Annotated in this window: 16 protein-coding genes; 12 read left to right on the top strand and 4 right to left on the bottom strand. The window is 73.8% G+C overall.

All coding sequences use genetic code 11. The annotated features are described in order from the left end of the window. Positions 1-33: 33 nt before the first annotated feature. On the bottom strand, positions 34-930 hold the full coding sequence (locus tag EKG83_RS22710; RefSeq protein ID WP_051765250.1) for an alpha/beta hydrolase: 897 nt from the start codon (positions 928-930) through the stop codon (positions 34-36). A gap of 107 nt (positions 931-1,037) precedes the next feature. Between EKG83_RS22710 and EKG83_RS22705 the strand changes: the two genes are divergently transcribed. From EKG83_RS22705 to EKG83_RS22695, 3 genes are all read left to right on the top strand, one after another. Beyond that, a complete protein-coding gene (locus EKG83_RS22705; RefSeq protein WP_033429486.1) occupies positions 1,038-2,072 on the top strand; it encodes a PucR family transcriptional regulator in 1,035 nt (344 codons plus the stop codon). A gap of 68 nt (positions 2,073-2,140) precedes the next feature. Further along, the gene (locus EKG83_RS22700) at positions 2,141-2,593 is read left to right on the top strand and encodes a hypothetical protein (protein ID WP_033429487.1); all 453 of its coding nucleotides are present in this window, start codon (positions 2,141-2,143) and stop codon (positions 2,591-2,593) included. Positions 2,594-2,714: 121 nt separating this feature from the next. Then, positions 2,715-3,692: a hypothetical protein gene (locus tag EKG83_RS22695; RefSeq protein ID WP_033429488.1), complete on the top strand. Its 978-nt coding sequence runs from the start codon at positions 2,715-2,717 to the stop codon at positions 3,690-3,692. A gap of 33 nt (positions 3,693-3,725) precedes the next feature. On the opposite strand, the gene EKG83_RS22690 is transcribed toward EKG83_RS22695, so the two are convergent. Then, positions 3,726-4,328: a TetR/AcrR family transcriptional regulator gene (locus tag EKG83_RS22690; protein WP_051765100.1), complete on the bottom strand. Its 603-nt coding sequence runs from the start codon at positions 4,326-4,328 to the stop codon at positions 3,726-3,728. 114 nt (positions 4,329-4,442) lie between these two features. Between EKG83_RS22690 and EKG83_RS22685 the strand changes: the two genes are divergently transcribed. The 4 genes from EKG83_RS22685 to EKG83_RS22670 all read left to right on the top strand — a co-directional run bounded on the left by EKG83_RS22685 (position 4,443) and on the right by EKG83_RS22670 (position 8,532). After that, the gene (locus tag EKG83_RS22685; protein ID WP_033429490.1) at positions 4,443-5,465 is read left to right on the top strand and encodes an aldo/keto reductase; all 1,023 of its coding nucleotides are present in this window, start codon (positions 4,443-4,445) and stop codon (positions 5,463-5,465) included. A 20-nt stretch (positions 5,466-5,485) separates the two neighbouring features. Beyond that, positions 5,486-6,334: an LLM class flavin-dependent oxidoreductase gene (locus EKG83_RS22680; RefSeq protein ID WP_228122785.1), complete on the top strand. Its 849-nt coding sequence runs from the start codon at positions 5,486-5,488 to the stop codon at positions 6,332-6,334. A gap of 126 nt (positions 6,335-6,460) precedes the next feature. Next, complete coding sequence (locus tag EKG83_RS22675; RefSeq protein WP_033429492.1) at positions 6,461-7,480, top strand: helix-turn-helix transcriptional regulator; 1,020 nt, start codon at positions 6,461-6,463, stop codon at positions 7,478-7,480. 170 nt (positions 7,481-7,650) lie between these two features. Then, entirely contained in the window at positions 7,651-8,532 is an 882-nt protein-coding gene (locus EKG83_RS22670) for a helix-turn-helix domain-containing protein (RefSeq protein WP_033429493.1), read from the top strand. 47 nt (positions 8,533-8,579) lie between these two features. On the opposite strand, the gene EKG83_RS22665 is transcribed toward EKG83_RS22670, so the two are convergent. Then, positions 8,580-8,777 (bottom strand): DUF397 domain-containing protein, encoded by a 198-nt coding sequence (locus EKG83_RS22665; RefSeq protein WP_033429494.1) that lies wholly within the window; start codon positions 8,775-8,777, stop codon positions 8,580-8,582. 180 nt (positions 8,778-8,957) lie between these two features. Between EKG83_RS22665 and EKG83_RS22660 the strand changes: the two genes are divergently transcribed. The 5 genes from EKG83_RS22660 (at position 8,958) to EKG83_RS22640 (ending at position 15,130) form a co-directional block, all read left to right on the top strand. Then, on the top strand, positions 8,958-10,370 hold the full coding sequence (locus EKG83_RS22660) for an AfsR/SARP family transcriptional regulator (RefSeq protein ID WP_084716189.1): 1,413 nt from the start codon (positions 8,958-8,960) through the stop codon (positions 10,368-10,370). Positions 10,371-10,539: 169 nt separating this feature from the next. Beyond that, positions 10,540-12,696 (top strand): hypothetical protein, encoded by a 2,157-nt coding sequence (locus EKG83_RS22655; protein ID WP_033429496.1) that lies wholly within the window; start codon positions 10,540-10,542, stop codon positions 12,694-12,696. Continuing rightward, positions 12,693-13,694 (top strand): hypothetical protein, encoded by a 1,002-nt coding sequence (locus tag EKG83_RS22650; RefSeq protein WP_033429497.1) that lies wholly within the window; start codon positions 12,693-12,695, stop codon positions 13,692-13,694. Before EKG83_RS22655 ends, EKG83_RS22650 begins: the two co-directional genes overlap by 4 nt. After that, positions 13,691-14,095, top strand: coding sequence for a hypothetical protein (locus EKG83_RS22645; protein WP_033429498.1), 405 nt, complete (start codon positions 13,691-13,693; stop codon positions 14,093-14,095). Before EKG83_RS22650 ends, EKG83_RS22645 begins: the two co-directional genes overlap by 4 nt. A 213-nt stretch (positions 14,096-14,308) precedes the next feature. After that, a complete protein-coding gene (locus EKG83_RS22640) occupies positions 14,309-15,130 on the top strand; it encodes an SGNH/GDSL hydrolase family protein (protein WP_033429499.1) in 822 nt (273 codons plus the stop codon). Positions 15,131-15,167: 37 nt separating this feature from the next. Here the strand turns inward: EKG83_RS22640 and EKG83_RS22635 are convergent, their stop codons facing one another. After that, positions 15,168-16,379 carry an ABC transporter ATP-binding protein gene (locus EKG83_RS22635; protein ID WP_033429500.1) on the bottom strand — a complete coding sequence of 404 codons (1,212 nt, stop codon included), beginning with the start codon at positions 16,377-16,379 and terminating at the stop codon, positions 15,168-15,170. Between the last annotated feature and the right edge of the window lie 7 nt (positions 16,380-16,386).

Raw genomic sequence — 16,386 nt, 5'->3', positions numbered from 1 at the left:
AACTCCCCCTCGTTCGTTCGACACCAACGGGTTTCAGTCGCCCAGGGCACGGCGCAGGGCCCGGGTGATCTCGGCGATCTGCCGCTGCGACACCTCGGCCGACAGGATCGCCTGCGACCCGTGGAACGTGCCGGGCCACTGGTGCAGCTCGACCGGCACCCCGGCCTGGAGCAGGCGCAGCGCGTAGGCGATGTCCTCGTCCCGGTTCGGGCACAGCTCGGCGGTGGCGATGTAGGCGGGCGGCAGGCCGGACAGGTCGGCGGCCCGGGCCGGCGCGGCGTACGGCGTGGCCGGCGTGCCGCCCAGGTAGTACCGCCACGCCGCGGCGACCGCGTGGCGGTCCATCCAGGGCGTGCCGACGACGTGCTGCTGCGACCAGGTCTCCTGCCGGTCGTCGAGCCCCGCCTCGTTGAGCAGCTGGAAGCACAGCGGCGGCCCCTGCTCGTCGCGCGCCCGCAGCGCCACCGCGGCGGCGAGGCCCCCGCCGGCGCTGTGCCCGCCGACCGCGATCCGGTCCGGGTCGACGCCGAGTTCGGCCGCGTGCCCGGCGGTCCAGGTCAGTGCGGCGTAGGCGTCGTCCAGGGCGGCCGGGAACGGGTTCTCGGGCGCCCGGCGGTAGTCCACCGAGACCACCACCGCGTTGGCCGCCTGGGCGATCCGGACCGCCCAGGTGTGCTCGGTGTCCAGGTCGCCCATGACGAACCCGCCGCCGTGCAGCCAGACGACGGCGCCCCGTGCCCCGCGCGGCCGGTAGACCCGGATCGCCACGTCCGGGTCGGCCGGCACCACGTGGTCCTCGACCTCCAGGTCCGGCACGTCCGGCACGGGCCGGGAGGCGGCCAGCTCGACGTAGACCCGGCGCGCCGCCACCGGGTCGTCGAGGTCGATCCTGGGGAACAGCGGCACGAAGGCTTCCAGCTCGGCATCCATGGAGATCATCCTGGCGACCGGGGCCGCCGGGATCGCCCGCCAACCGTCGGGCATCCGGCCCCGATCGCGCACCGCTCGGCGCACCCGGCCCCTTGTACGCTCGTGCCGTGGAGGTACTGGCCAAGCGGCTGTCGCACCTGGACTCGCAGGTCGAGGGCGCGCTCCGCGTGGTGATGTTCTACGACACGCTGATGCGCAGGCGGGTCGACCTCCCGGCGCTCGCGCGGGCCTCGGCGGGCCTGGCCGAGTGCGTGGCCGGGTTCCGGCTGCACGGCACGGGCCGCTCGGTGCGCGTGTCGCCCGACGGCACGCCGGCGCCCACCCCGCCGTCACCCGCGTCCAGCACGGCGCCGATCACGCTCGACGACGAGGAGATCGGCGCGGTGTGGCTGGAGCGCCCCGGTCCGGCGAACCCGCTGGACGAGGTGCTGCTCGACCGGCTCGCCATCGCCGCCGCGGTGGTCGTCGAGCGCTACGGCCCGGCCCGCACCACCATGGCCGACCCCGCCCTGGTCGAACTGGTGATCAGCGCCGACAGCGACGAGGCGGCCCGCGCCAGGGCGCTGCGGCTGCTGGGCTTCGCCGCGGCCCTGCCGGTCCGGGTCGCCGCCGTGCGCTCGCCGCTGCCGCTGGACCGGGTCGCCGGCCTGGTCTGCCCGGGCCGGCCGGTCAAGGCCGCGCCGCTGGGCGACGTGGGCGTCGTGCTGGCCACCGGCGTCGACGCGACGCGGTTCCCGGCGGGCACCCGCGCGGGCATCGGCGCCGCCGAGAGCCCCGACCGGTCCTGGCGGGAGGCGCGCACCGCCCTGCGCTTCACCACCCCGCGTCGACCGGTGGTCCACCACGACGACCTCGGGGCGCTGGCGCTGCTGGCGCAGGTGCCCCCGGAGGTCGCGCGGGACAACGCCGACGTCGCGGCGGTCGCCCGGGTGGCCGCCAACCCCGAGGACCTGGAGACGCTGGACGCCTACTGCGCCACCGGCTCCCTGCGCCGGGCCGCCGAGGTGCTGCACCTGCACCACAGCAGCGTCTCCCGCCGGCTCGACCAGCTCGGGAAGGCCCTGGGCGTCGAGCTGACCGACCCGACCGGGCTGGTGCGGGCCAGGCTCGCCCTCACCGCGTGGCGGCTGCTGGACGACTGACCTCCCGGCCCGGTCCGGCGGCAGCGCGGAGCGGCGCCGGGGAACACCGCCAAGGGGAGGAACCACCGATGATCACCGACCCGACCCTCAACCGGATCGGCGAGGCGGTGCAGCTCGGCCACCGGGGCGAGCGGGAGGCCGCCCGCGCGTCGCTGGCGGGGATCTGGGACGAGATCGGCGGCGACCGGGGCGACCCCCTGCACCGCTGCACGCTCGCGCACGCGATGGCCGACATGCAGGACGACGTGCGCGAGGAGCTGGCCTGGGACCTGCGCGCGATGGCCGCCGCCGACCTGCTCACCGACGCGCGGATGATGCAGGCCGGGCTGACGCTCCCGGTGGCCGGCCTGTACCCGTCGCTGCACCTGAACCTGAGCGAGTGCTACCGCAAGCTGGGCGACCTCGACCGCGCCCGGGAGCACCTCGCGCGGGCGCGGGCCACGATCGGCGCGCTCGGCGACGACGGGTACGGGCGGATGATCCGGGACGGCTTGGAGCAGGTGGCCGAGAAGCTGCGCTGACCCGTTGACCCGCTGACCTGCCGGGACCGCCGACCCGCCGGACCGCGGGCGTCGTGCGCGGTGCCGTCCCGGGCGACGACGCCGGCGCGGCCCGCGCGCGCCCGGCTCGTAGACTGCCGCGGTGGATGACGTCGTGCTCGGCTCGGTCACCTGCCCGTCCGGACAACTCGTGCTGGTGGACGGCGGTTACCTGGGCCTGTGGTCCGGGGAGCGCTCCCCCGACGAGGTCGCGGAACCCGGCGGTGTCGCCGCGGTCGACTTCGAGGTGGTCGGTCCCGACGCCGACCTCGCGGCGCGCTCCTTCGACCGCCAGTCCGGGTGCAGGCTGTACGACATCCCCGAGCACGCGGCGGAGATGTTCACCGCGCTGTTCGACGAGCACTGCCGCGAACGCGGCTTCAGCGCTTCGCTGCACCGCTTCCCCAGCCGGGTCCCGCACCGCGCGCGGGTGCGGCACGCGCTCGCCGCGGCCGACCCGGACTTCCTGATCACCGGCGTGCCGGTCGTCCCGGTCGGCGGTGTGCCCACCGACCGGGCGCTGCGCGTCGTGGCCACGCGCGGGCAGCAGGGGTGGGCCCACATCCGGATCGAGCTCGGCGAGGGGGCGGTGGCGGACCGGCGCACCCTGGCGAGGCTCGGGGTCGACCACGCCCGGTTCGCCTTCGCCGACGCCGACGCGCTCGGCTCCTGGGTCCACGAAACCCCCCTCGACGGCCTCGCCGACGTGGTGTTCTGGGGCCGGGACGAGGACGAGGTCGCCGCCGAGTTCGGCGCGCGGCGCACCGGCACACCGGGCGACGACCACTACGGCTGGCTCGACCTGCCGGTCCGGGAGGCTTACCGGCGGGCGGTGGCCCTGGAGGAGCACCGGCAGGCCGAGCCGGAGCGCAGGTTCGCCTTCGACTTCCGCCCGCACTCGCACCACTGGCGGGCGATGGCGGGTGTCCGGGCCGCCGACCACGAGGCCGCCACCCTCACCGTCGGCGGCGCCGACATCATGGTGGCGATGACCTCCGTCGGCGACGGGTACTTCCCGGTGCACCTGGACGTGGACGCGGCGGGCGCGCCCGTCGCCGTGCACATCGCCGTCGACGGCTGAGACCGCGTGCCGCGGCGGGGTGCCGCCGGGGGCTCATCCCCCGGTTCGGCGCAGCCCGGCGACGAGCAGCCCGACCAGGCGGCGCGCGTCGTAGCGCGGGTCGTTGTCCACGCCCGCGCACAGGTTGCCGATGCCGCGCAGCAGCCCGTAGGCGTCGACGTCGGAGCGGATCTCCCCGGCGGCGACCGCGGCGTCGAGCAGTTGGGCGCACACGGGCACGAGGCGGTCGAGGAAGTAGGCGTGCAGGGCCTCGAAGCGGGCGTTGTCGGAGTGCAGCGCCGCGGCGAGCCCGTGCTTGGTGACCAGGAAGTCGACGAACAGGTCGGCCCACCGCGCCAGCGCGGCGTGCGGTGAGCCGCCGCCCTCCAGCAGGGCCGGTCCGGCCTCGGCGCAGGCGTCGACCTGGTGGCGGTAGACGGCGATGACGAGGTCGGCCCGGGTCGGGAAGTGGCGGTAGATCGTGCCCATGCCGACGCCGGCCTTGGCCGCGATGTCGCGCACCGGCGCGTCCACGCCCGAGGCGACGAACACCGCGGCGGCGGCGTCGAGCAGGGTCTGTTCGTTGCGCCGGGCGTCGGCCCGCTTGCGCTGCGGCCCGGGGGTCCGCCCCTCGGTGTCGGCCACTGGTCCTCCCATCGCACCTTGCTAACCGGAACAGTGCTCCGTATATTAAGTGGAACGCGGTTCCGCTTGCCCATGGTGGCAGAGCGCGAGGCCGACCGCGAGTCCCCCTGTCACGAGGAGACCCCCATGCAGTACCGCACCCTGGGCCGCACCGGCGTCCAGGTCAGCACGCTCTCGCTCGGCGCGATGAACTTCGGCGCCATCGGGCGCACCACCCCGGACGAGGCCAGGGCCATCGTCGACGCCGCCCTGGACGGCGGGATCAACCTCGTCGACACCGCCGACTTCTACAGCCGCGGCGAGTCCGAGGAGATCGTGGGCAAGGCCCTGGCCGGGCGCCGCGACGACGTCGTGCTCGCCACCAAGGCTTCCCTCCCGGTGGACGAGGACCGCAACCACCGGGGCGGCTCGCGCCGCTGGCTGGTCACCGCGCTCGACCACAGCCTGCGCCGCCTCGGCGTCGACCACGTCGACCTCTACCAGGTCCACCGCTGGGACCCGTCGACCGACGACGAGGAGACGCTGTCGGCGCTGACCGACCTGCGACGCGCCGGGAAGATCCGCTACTTCGGCTCCTCGACGTTCCCGGCCCACCGGATCGTCCAGGCGCAGTGGACGGCCCGGGAGCACCACCTGGGCCGGTACGTCACGGAACAGCCCAGCTACTCGATCCTCCAGCGGGGCGTCGAGGCCCACGTCCTGCCCGTCACCGAGGAGTACGGGATGGGCGTGCTGGTCTGGAGCCCGCTGGCCTCGGGCTGGCTGTCCGGCGCGATCCGCGCCGGACAGGAGATCACCACCAACCGCGCGAAGACCATGCCGGCGCGCTTCGACACCGCCCTGCCCGCCAACCGCGCCCGGCTCGACGCCGTGGAGCGGCTGGCGCGGGTCGCCGACGAGGCCGGCCTGACGATGATCCAGCTCGCCCTCGGCTTCGTCACCGCGCACCCGGCCGTGACCAGCGCGATCGTCGGCCCCCGCACCCTGGACCACCTGCACGCCCAGCTCGCCGCGGCCGACACCGTGCTGCCCGCCGACGTGCTGGACGCGGTCGACGCGATCGTCGCCCCCGGCGTCGACCTCGCCCCGGAGGAGAAGCACGACACCCCGCCGTCCCTGCTCGACCCGTCGCTGCGACGCCGCCGATGACGACGCCGAGCTTCGGGATCATGACGGCCCAGCAGCACGTCACCTACCCCGACCTCCTGCGGGTGTGGCAGGAGGCGGACGCCGTACCGCGGATCGGGCACGCCTGGCTGTTCGACCACCTCATGCCCATCGGCGGCGACCCCGACGGCCCCGCCCTGGAGGGCTGGACCACGCTCGCCGCCCTGGCCGCACGGACCCAGCGGTTGCGCCTGGGCGTGATGGTGACCAGCAACCGCTTCCGCCCGCCCGCGGTGCTGGCCAAGATCGCCACGACCGTGGACGCGGTCTCCGGCGGGCGGCTGGAGTTCGGCATCGGCGCGGGCTCCCGGCCGAGCCACCCCCTGGCCCGGCGCGAGTACGACGCCCACGGCCTGCCCTACCACGACGCCGCCCACGCGGTCGCCGCCCTCGCCGAGGCGTGCACGGTCATCCGGCGGCTGTGGACCGAGGACGAGCCGTTCGACTTCGCAGGCACCCACGTCCGGGTGACCGGGGCGTACGGCAACCCCAAACCCGTCCAGCGACCGCACCCGCCGATCGTCGTCGGGGGACGCTCCACCGCGACGCTGCGCGTGGTCGCCGAGCACGCCGACACGTGGAACACCCCGGGCGACGACATCCCCGACGCCGCCCGCCGCAGCGCCCTGCTGGACCGCTTCTGCGCCGAGATCGGCCGCGACCCCGCGGCGGTCGGCCGGTCGATCGTCCTGCCGGTGTCCTACGACCAGCCCGGTGGGACGAGGGACGCGATCGCCGAGGCCGTCGACGCCGGCTTCGGGCACGTCGTCCTGGTGCTGCCCGACCCCTTCCCCGAGCACGTCGTGCGGTGGGTCGCCGACGAGGTCGTCGACAGGTCGGTCCAGTCGTGACCGACACCGCTCCGGCGGTGCCGACCGCCGCCCGCGCCGACAACCCGAGGAAGGTTCGCGACCTGCGGTAACTGTTGTCTAGACCACTGACCTCGCGTAGTTTGTCCGCCTACCCAAGGAGGCCGGATGGACAGCACGCGGGTCGCCTCGGCGCTGCGCATCGGCGCCGCGCTGGGCAGCGCCGCGGACGTCGAGTGGGCCGAGGTCTTCGCCGCGCTGCGGATGGCCGTACCGGAGATGTGCGCGGTCCAGGTGACCGCGTGGGACCCGGTGGCGCGCCGGTTCCTGGTCCTGGCCGAGGACGGCTACCAGCGCGCCATCAGCCGGGAGCTGGCCCACGAGCTGCCGCGCACCCGGTGGGGCGGCCAGCTGTTCGACTCACCCGTCCCGCTGCTGATGGACGACATGCCGCACAACTTCCGCGACTCCCCGCACTACCAGGAGCAGCTGCGCCCCGCCGGGCTGGAGGACGGCCTGTCGGCGGCGCTGAAACCGGACGGCCGCCGGGTGGCCGGGGTGCTGCACCTCAACGCGCCGGTGCGGTCGGCGTTCGGCGAGCAGGCCCGGGAGTTCGTGGCCGCGGTCGGCCAGGCCCTGGCCCGCCGCGTGGACCCGTTGCGCCACCCCGCGCTGGACGCGTGGTTCGGTCCGGAGTGGACGGCGAGCTGGGTGCTGCCCGCGCCGGCACCGGTGACCGGCCGCACCCCGAGCCCGATCGCCCACGACCCCGGGCTGAGGGCCCTGGCCGGCCGGTTCGCCGCGCTGGGCATCCGCACGGTCCCGTTCCTGTGGCCCGGCGCGGACGGCTGGCTGCGGGTGCGCCTGCTCCGCGCCGGCGACGGACCGCGCGGCGGCGTCATCGCGGCGTGCACGCCGTTCGACAACGCGCCCGGCCTGACCGCCCGCGAACTCGACGTCGCCACCGGCCTGGTGGCCGGGCTGAGCAACCAGGCGATGGCCGAGGCGCTGGTGGTCAGCCGCCGCACGGTGGAGACCTACGTCGAGCGGCTGCTCACCAAGCTCGACTGCCGGTCCCGGGGCGAGGCGGCGGGCCTGGCGTCGCGCGCCGGCTACGTCCGCCCCTCGCTCGACGGCCCAGCCGACCTGGCCCGCCTGACCCGCGGGGCGGATCGTTCCTGGGTCTGATTCCCGCCGCGGTTGAACCGCGGAAAACAGAACACGAACACGCGTCACCATTCCCGCCGGAATGGACTCCGGCCCGGCGAAGTGGAATTCCTTGACACCCCCGGGTTCACCTGGTTCAGTCGACGAATCATTTTGAATCAACGAGATTCACCTCGAATCACGGAGGGCCTGTGGACCTCACCGCAGAAGGCACCCAGCCGACGCCTTCGATGCGCCACCGGCTCGCCGCGGAACTGCGGCACCTCCGCGGTCTGTCCGGGATCTCCGGTCGCGAACTGGGCAGGCGCATCGCCATCAGCCAGTCGAAGGTCTCCAGGATCGAGTCGGGCAGCGTCCTGCCCTCCATGCCCGAGGTCGTCGCGTGGAGTGCCGCCGTCGAGGCGTCACCGGCCACGCGGAGTCGACTGGCATCCCTGACCAGGGGCGCGCACGACGAGGCGCGCTCCTGGCGCGGCCTGCTCCACGGGCGAGGCCACCTCCAGGACGAGATCGCCCGGCGCGAGGCGCTCGCCACCCGGATCCGGACCTACCAGCACTCGGTGGTCCCCGGCCTGCTCCAGACCGCCGAGTACGCCCGGCGCGTCTTCTCGCTGTTCCCGGTCCCCTATTCCGACGACGACCTCGCCGCCGCCGTCGCCTCGCGCGTCGAGCGGCAGCGCCTGGTGTTCGAACCGCACCGGCGCTTCGACTTCCTGATCACCGAGGCGGCGCTGCGCTGGCGACCGGGTCCCCTCCCGCTGCTGCTCGCCCAGTTCGACCGCCTGGCCTCGGTCAGCACGCTCGACAACGTGTCGCTCGGCCTCATCCCGAACGACGCCGATGCCTCGACCACCTTGTCGCACGGTTTCGTCATCTATTACGGCCCGCATGACGGGGGTGACGGCCTCGTAACGGTCGAAATGGCCCACCGGCCGGTCGAGGTGACCGATTCCGACGACATCGAGCTCTACGAGAACCGCTGGACCCTGCTCCAGCGGATGGCCGTGTTCGACGACGAGGCGCGTGAGTTCCTGGACGCGGTCGCACGACACGCCCGGTCCGCCACCTCGTGACGCACCGGGTGCGGGTCCCCGCGGCGGACCCGCACCCGGTACCGCGGTCACTGAAGGCCGAACTCACCCGCCAGCACGCCGTACAGGAACGCGATCCACTCCAAGGAGGTGAACCACAGCTCCGGACCGTTGGGGTTCTTCGAGTCGCGGACGAGAACCCCGCCCGACACCATCGCGACCTCCACGCACTCGCCGCCGCCCTCGCTGAACGAACTCTTCTTCCACTGCCGGTTCCTGGCGTCCACGTCCTGTCCTCCTGTTCCGCTGCGATTCCTCCGTCGCATGAACCGAGATTCAGCGGTCGGACCGGCAGCACAGCCGGCTGCTCCACCGGAAGCGACTGGCAGCGCCGCGGGGAGCAACTGGCAGCAGTACCGACACCGTGACGGTGAAGCCTCGTGACCCGAACAGAAGGATTGGTGACAATGGCGGGGAAACCTCTTGGAAAGCGCGGACAACCGGTCGAGTTCCACCTCTGGGGACCTCTTGTCGCCCACTACGGCGGCGAGCCCCTGCACCTGGGCACGGAACGGGAGAGGTGCCTGGCCGCCGCGCTGCTGGTCGCCAGGAGGCAGCAGGTGCCTCGGGACTCGCTGCCGGAGTGGGTGTGGGTGGACCCGCCCGCCGACCCCTCCGAAGAGCTCCACCGCTACATGGGCAGGCTGCGCAGGCGCCTGGAACCGGCCGGTCTGGGCGAAGCGCTGGTGAGCCGGGATCGGCGGTGCCGCCTGGAGGTGCCCGACGAGTGGGTTGACCTGCACCGGTTCGACACCCTGCTGGCACAGGCCGAGCACGCCGCCGACCGGGAGGCGTTCGCGCTGCTGGCCGAGGCGTTGCGACTGGCCGACGGCGAGCCACTGGCCGGCCTGCGGAGCCGGCGCATCGACGCGCTGCGGGTCGAACTGGTCGAACGGCGCCTCGCCGCCGAACTGCGCTGCGCCGAGCTCGGCATCCGGCTGGGCCGGCACCGGGACCAGGTGCCACGCCTGGTCCACCTGTTCCGGGACCGCTCGCACGACGCGACGGTCACCAGGCTCACCATGCTCGCCCTCCACCACGCCGGGCGTCGCCAGGAAGCGCTCGACACCTACACCGCACACCGGAAGCACGTAGTCGAAATCGGTGGTCTCGAAGTGGACGAACAACTCGTGCAACTGCAACGACAACTGCTCACGGATGACGACGGCCTGCGCCGCGGCGTCGCACCCGCCCCCGTCGCGGTTCGCCCGCCACCCGCAGGCCGGGCGGCACAGGGGCTCACGGTGGTCCTGCACCCCGAGGACGGTGACCCGGCGGGGCTGTACCCGTTGACCACCACCCCGCACCACGACGGCATCCGGGTGCACGAGGCGGGGGAGCACCTGGTGTGCGCGGTCGCCGCGCACGTGCCGTACGCCGGGGTCGTCACACCGTGGCTCGACGGGATCGCGAACAGGGTGACCCGGCCCGTGCACGTCGGGATCGCGGTGGACGACGAGGAGGAAGCGGGCGAACTGGCCCGGTGCGACCAGGCCCACCAAATCCTGCACCGGCACCGGCACGGGCGCCTGGTGGTCCTCGTTTCGGACGGCGTCTACGACGCGGTGAGGCGTCGGGGCGACCAGGTCGAGATCGACGCCTACGGGCAGGTCGACGAGCAGACCGGGGCCTGGTACCGCGTGCCGGGGTACTCGACCCCCGTCACCCGGGACCGGCGTGAGGACCTCGCCGCGCCCGAGCGGTCGCGCCACCGCGGCATCGGCGGGCCGAACGTGAGTTTCGTCGGCAACCCGCGGATCGGGCGCCAGGTCATCGCAACGGTGGTCGACCACGGTGTGGCGGGCGACGATGAGTTCTGACGACAGCGGAGGAACACCGGCAGCGGCTCCCGGGACCGCGGACACCTCGCGACCGGCAGGTGGCGGTCCCGCACCGGGCGCCGGCCGGAGCGGCGATCGCGCCCCCTCCCCCGGCAAGGGCGGGGAGCACGAGGGCGGCAAGCAGGCTGCCGAGCACGGCGAACCCGAGGTGCCCTACGGACCCGACCGCAGGGCGTTCGGCGAGGCATACGACCAGGGTCGCAACCTGACCACGGACGGCCCCATGGCGTTCATCCGGGACACCGAGGTGGACCGGATGCACATCGGCGACCGGCACTACCACTTCGCCACCGGCGGCACCGGTCGCCGGTGGGGGTCCGTGCGCGACGAGGAGCGGACACAGGTCCGCGCCCGCTACGTGCGGGTGGCGGGCTTCGAGGACATGCGGTCCACGCTGGGTGACCGGCGGGTGCTCCTGCTGTGCGGCGAACCGGGCTCGGGGCGCTTCACCACCGCGGTGCGGCTGCTCGACGAACTCGTGCCGGGGCAGATCTGCCGGTTCGAGGCCGGGCAGGCGCTCGCCTCCCTCACCGAAGGCGACTTCGAGCGGGGCCACGGCTACGTCCTGGAGGTCGCGGGCGAGGTCGGTGGCCCCACCGGCGAGGCCGAGCTGGACAAGTTGCGCGACCTGACGGACAGGTGCGGCAGCTGGCTCGTGGTGACCGCCGAGCCCGACGGCCTCGCGGGCAGGCGCCTCGGCGGCTACGCCGCACCCCACCCCGCGCCGGACCACCGGCAGGTGCTGCGCAGCCACCTGGCGCAGGAGGTGCGGGGTGGCGACCGGGACGTGCGCGACCTGCTCGGGGAACTGGCCGGCACGCCTCGCCTCCAGAAGGCCCTGGGACCGGCGCCGCGCCCGGCCGAGGCCGCCGAGATGGCACGCCTGCTGGCCCGGCACGGACGCCGTGAGATCACGCTCGAGGAGGTGGAGAACGAGGCGGCCCTGCTGGTGCGGGAACAGGTGCTGGAGTGGTTCGCGAGCCTCCCCGGGCTGCGCGGCGCCGCGTTGCGGGACGCGCTGGACCTCGCGGCGTTCCGGATCTCGCTCGCGGTGCTCAACAGGTCGCCGTACCACATGGTGACCGAGGCCGGCCGCGACCTGGCGGAGAGGTTCGGCAAGGGGCTCAAGGACGCCTCGACCTCACCCTCTCCGTTCACCGACGACCAGCGGAACCGCCTGCCGGGGTCACGGGCGGAGATCACGGACGGCCGCCTGTCCTTCGGCCGCATCAGCCTGCCCACCGGGCTGGCCCACTACTCCGACGACCGGCTTCCGGTGGTGCTGCTGAGCCACGTCTGGAAGAACCACCACAACCTGCGGGCCGCGATGGTCGGCTGGTTGAAGGCGCTGAGCAAGGACGCCCGCCCCATGATCTGGGTTCGAGCCGCCCAGGCGACGGGGCTGTTCTGCTCGCTCGACTTCCACTTCACCTTCCAGTCGATGATCCGCCCCGGCGCCACGGCCAACGGCGGGAAGTGCAAGCAGCGGCGCCTGTTCGCCGCCGTCGCGCTGGACCAGGCCGCCCGGGACGACCGGGTCGCCGAAGCGGTGGACGAGCGGTTGAAGTACTGGAGGCGGCACGGCAGCTACGCCGAGCGGTGGACCGCCGCGGCGGCCCTCGGCTACGACCTGGGCCGGCGGTCGATCGAGGTGACCTTCGAGGAGCTGCGCGTCCTGGGCACCCCGTCCGAGCGGCACCTGGCGCTGGACTGGTTGGCCGACCTGAGCCTGGTCTCCGACCTGGTGCAGACGTCCGGCTACAGCGTGGCGAACCTCTTCGCGTTCGGCGAGGTGGAACCGGTGCTCGCCAAGCTCGCCGAGTGGGCGGTCGACGAGCGGCAGAGCGTTCGCAACCTGGCGTGGTGGGCGATGTTGTTCATGATCAGCATGCACGGGTACGACCTCAACCACCTGCGGATGTCAGCGGGGCGGTCCAAGCGACCGACGGCGCGGACCCGGGAGCGCTGGCCGCTCCTGCTGGCCCTGCAGGACGAGCAGCCGCACCTCACCGCCCGCATCGCGCACCTGCTGCGCTGGGGCCTGCGCGGGCGACGCGCCGACTACGTGGCCAAGTACCTGTTCGGTCCGTGGATGCGGGCCGCCGGGCAGGAGGACGAGTGCATGCGCGCGCTCGTCGCGTTCGTGCCGCACCTCGTCCACGACGAGTTCGACGCCCGCCGCCTCTGCCACCTGATCAACCGCCTGCGGCACGACTGGAGCGATCCCCTCGCGGACAACGCGGCCGGGTTGCTGGAGTCGGCCGTCCGCCTCCACCGCCCCGACACCCGAGAGGAAGCATCGTGACGACCGCGACCAAGACCGAACCACAGGCCGAGACCGACCGGGTGGAGGAACCCGACCAACGCCCGCCGGACGCGGCGAAGGGCGAGCGGGGGCACGCGGCGGCGCCCACGCCCGTCCAGCACCCCGAGGCAGCCGGCCCGATCTCCGACGAGCGGCACGTGCGCCGCTTCGAGCTGCTCTACCGGCGCCTGCCGGTGGGGGTGCGCGCGGCCCGGGTGTTCGTCACCCGCTCGGGGTGCTGCCTGACGTACCCGGCGGACGGCCAGCCCACCACCGGGGAACTGGTGTGGAAGAGGGTCCGCACGGTGTACGAGGTGGACCTCGGCACGTACGTGTCCCACCTCGAGGAGGAACTCCCCAGTCGCGGCGACACGGTCTTCTTTCGCTCCGCGATCGACCTGGTGTGGAACGTGACCGACCCCGCGCAGGTCGTGCGCTCCGGGGTCTCGGACGTGTGCGGGAAGGTGTCCCCGCCGATGCTCGCCAGGCTGCGGGCGGTGACCCGGAGGTTCGGCATCCACGAGTCCGACCTGGCGGAGGGGGAGGCGAACCGGGAGTTGGCCGACGGCGTGCTCGGCGCCGACCTGGGGCTGTCGGTGCGCGCGTACGTCCGGTTGGCCAAGGACGAGGTCACCCTGGAGCAGGCGGTGATCCGGCGCAAGGTCGACCAGTTCAAGCAGATCCTGGAGACGGGCGACTTCGACCAGCTCGCCCTCCAGCTGACCTTGAAGCCCGAGGACATCGCGAGCGTGGTCAAGGTGCTCGTGGAGGAACGGGACAGCCGGCTGCGCGCGGTGTTCGACTTCATCAACCGCCTGCTGGAGTCCGAGGCCCTGGACCGGTGGCAGATCGACGACCCCCTCCGCACGGCGTTGCAGATGGCGCAGGAGAACCTCTTCAAGGTGTTCACCGCCGGTGACAAGCCGCTGCCGCTCGCCTTCGGCGACACCCGGGGCAACGCGCGGTCGACGGGTGACGACGGGACGGACGTGCCGTGATCCTCGCCGGCCGGGTCGTGGGCCCGCTCCTGCCACCGGGCCTGCCGACCGTCGTGATCGCGGTCGTGGTCGCCTGCCTGACGACCAGGTGGGCGGCCCCGGCCCTGTTGCGGGCAGCGGCGTGGTTGCTGCGGACCGCTGTCGCGGCCACCGCCGTGCTGCTCGTCCTGCCCGACTACTGCTGGAGCACCCGCAGCCGCCGGGACGACCGGACCCCGTCCCCGGTGGTGTACGCGTACGGGGACGGCGTCGGGTGCGTCGCCTCCTGGCTGGACCGGCTCGTGCGCTTCGCGCTCGGCCTCGCGGCCCGAGTGGTCCGCGCCCTGCCGCTGCCACTGGTGGGGACCCTGGCGGCGCTGTTCGTCGCCGCGTCGGCGCTGGGTCTGGTGACGGTGTGGTGACGTGGCGCTCCGGGTGGTGGCACTGACCGCCGGGCGCACCGCCCGGACGGGCGGTGCGCCCCCATTCCCACCCGTTCCGCCCGGCCGGATCGGAATCCCGCACCATTTGTGAAATATTCACACGTTAATACCCTTTGCGGGGTATTCCCCCACAACATCACCTGTTACTCCTGGAGGGGTCCGCTCCACCCCACCCTGATGGAGACGAGATCCATGCGCACACCACGGGCCCTGTTCCCCGTACTGATGGCGCTGATCGCCACCGCGGTCCTCGCCGCGCCCGCCCAGGCGGCGCCGCTGGCGGGCAAGTACGTCGCCCTCGGCGACTCCTACGCGACCGCCCCCGGCACCCGCACCTACGACGACGTCAACGACCCGTGCCGCCGGGGTCCGCTGACCTACTCGCGGCTGTGGGCCGCGGCCCACCCGTCGGTGGCGTTCGTGGAGGCCAGCTGCTCCGGCGCCAGGACCACCGACCTGGTGAGCAACCAGCTCCCGCTGGTCACCGCGGACACCACGCTGATCACCCTGCAGGTCGGCGGCAACGACGTCGGTTTCGTCGACGTGCTCAAGAACTGCATCCTCACCATCGACGACCGCGACTGCGTCAACGGCGTGGAGGCGGCCAAGTCCGCGGCCACCACCTACCTCTCCCCCGCCCTGGCCCAGGTCTACGCGGCGGTGCGGGCGAAGGCGCCGTCGGCCCGCGTCATCGTGGTCGGCTACCCGCGGCTCTACACCATCCGCGGCACGTGCGGCATCTTCGGGCTCAGCGACACCGAGCGCACCGCGCTGAACTCCGCGGCGGACACCCTGGCCGCCGTCATGTCGCAGCGCGCGGCCGAGGCCGGGTTCACCTTCCTGGACGCGCGGCCGGTGTTCGACCCGCACTCGCTGTGCTCCTCGGGCACCAAGTGGGTGACCAGCCTGGAGTGGGACAAGATCAACGAGTCCTACCACCCGAACGCCGCCGGGCACCGCGACGGCTACCTCCCCGCGCTCAACGCGCTGACCGCGGGCATCGCGGCCGCGTGACGGGCACCGGGGCGCCCGCCGCCGGTGGGCGCCCCGGTCAGCCACCGGCGGGCACCAGCAGCTGGGTGGCCGCCAGCTCCCGGTACAGGCCGTCGGCCCGCACCAGCTCGGCGTGCGTGCCCGCCGCCCGCACCGCGCCCTGCTCCAGCACCACGATCTGGTCGGCGTCGGTCACCGTGGACAGCCGGTGCGCGATCAGGATGACCGTGCACCGCCTGGACGCGAACTCGACGGCATCGAACTCCACCGCGGGCGGCGGCCCGTCGGGCGCGGGCACGTCCAGGTCCACGTCGTCCTCGACCGGCATGCCGCGCACCTCGTCGATGCGGCCCACCGCGCCCAGCCCCTGCTGGAGCACGCCCAGGCCCGCCACCAGCGACCCGATCGGCGAGGCCAGGTAGAACACGTAGAGCAGGAACGCGATCAGGTCCGGCGCGGTCAGCCCGCCGGAGGCGACCAGCGCGCCGCCCACGCCCAGCACGGCCAGGAACGCGCCCTGGATCGCCACGCCCGTCAGCACCTTCACCACGGCCACGTACCTCGCGCCGACCAGCCCCGCCGCGTACGCCTCGTCCACGGCGGCGCCCGCCGCGGCGGTCTCGCGGGCCTCGGCGCCGTTGGCCTTGACCGTGCGGGCCGCGCCGAGCGCCCGGTCCAGCGCGGCACCCACCGCGCCGACCGACTCCTGCGCCCGCGCCACGGCGGCGCGGATGCGCGGCAGCACGACCAGCAGCAGCACGGCCACCACCAGCAGCACGCCCACCGTCACGCCCAGCAGGCCCGCGTGCACGGTGCCCATCAGCACCACCGCGCCGACCGTGGTGAGCAGGCCGTTGGCCACCATCACCAGTCCCTCGGTGGCGGCGTTCTGCAGCAGCGTGCTGTCGGAGGTGACGCGGGCGGTGAGGTCGCCGGGCGGGCGGCGGTCCAGCTCCGGCACGCGCAGCCGCACCAGCCGGTGCACCAGGTCGCGCCGCACCTGCCGGACCACCCGCTCGGCGGTGCGCTGCTGCCACCACGACTGCACGCCGGTCAGCACGGCGCCCACGACCACCAGCGCGGCCAGCAGCAGCACCGGCCGCCACACCTGCCCGCCGGTGCCCAGCGATTCCAGCACGTCCTGCGCGACCAGCGGCTGCACGAGCCCGGTCGCACTGGCCGCCAGCACCAGCAGCAGGCTGCCCAGCAGCACCGCGCGGTGCGGTCGGGCGTGCCCCAGCAGCACGCGCAGGGGTTTGGTCTCGGTCATCTCCGGT

The sequence above is a fragment of the Saccharothrix syringae genome (assembly GCF_009498035.1).
Taxonomy (GTDB): domain Bacteria; phylum Actinomycetota; class Actinomycetes; order Mycobacteriales; family Pseudonocardiaceae; genus Actinosynnema; species Actinosynnema syringae.
Note: the sequence above shows the minus strand (reverse complement) of the source record. Positions and strands in the feature narration are given on the sequence as shown.

Coding starts and splice junctions, on each gene's coding strand:
- EKG83_RS22635 (WP_033429500.1), bottom strand. CDS start 16,379: ATGACCGAGACCAAACCCCTGCGCGTGCTGCTGGGGCACGCCCGACCG.
- EKG83_RS22710 (WP_051765250.1), bottom strand. CDS start 930: ATGGATGCCGAGCTGGAAGCCTTCGTGCCGCTGTTCCCCAGGATCGAC.
- EKG83_RS22640 (WP_033429499.1), top strand. CDS start 14,309: ATGCGCACACCACGGGCCCTGTTCCCCGTACTGATGGCGCTGATCGCC.
- EKG83_RS22675 (WP_033429492.1), top strand. CDS start 6,461: ATGGACAGCACGCGGGTCGCCTCGGCGCTGCGCATCGGCGCCGCGCTG.
- EKG83_RS22700 (WP_033429487.1), top strand. CDS start 2,141: ATGATCACCGACCCGACCCTCAACCGGATCGGCGAGGCGGTGCAGCTC.
- EKG83_RS22690 (WP_051765100.1), bottom strand. CDS start 4,328: ATGGGAGGACCAGTGGCCGACACCGAGGGGCGGACCCCCGGGCCGCAG.
- EKG83_RS22660 (WP_084716189.1), top strand. CDS start 8,958: ATGGCGGGGAAACCTCTTGGAAAGCGCGGACAACCGGTCGAGTTCCAC.
- EKG83_RS22680 (WP_228122785.1), top strand. CDS start 5,486: ATGACGGCCCAGCAGCACGTCACCTACCCCGACCTCCTGCGGGTGTGG.
- EKG83_RS22685 (WP_033429490.1), top strand. CDS start 4,443: ATGCAGTACCGCACCCTGGGCCGCACCGGCGTCCAGGTCAGCACGCTC.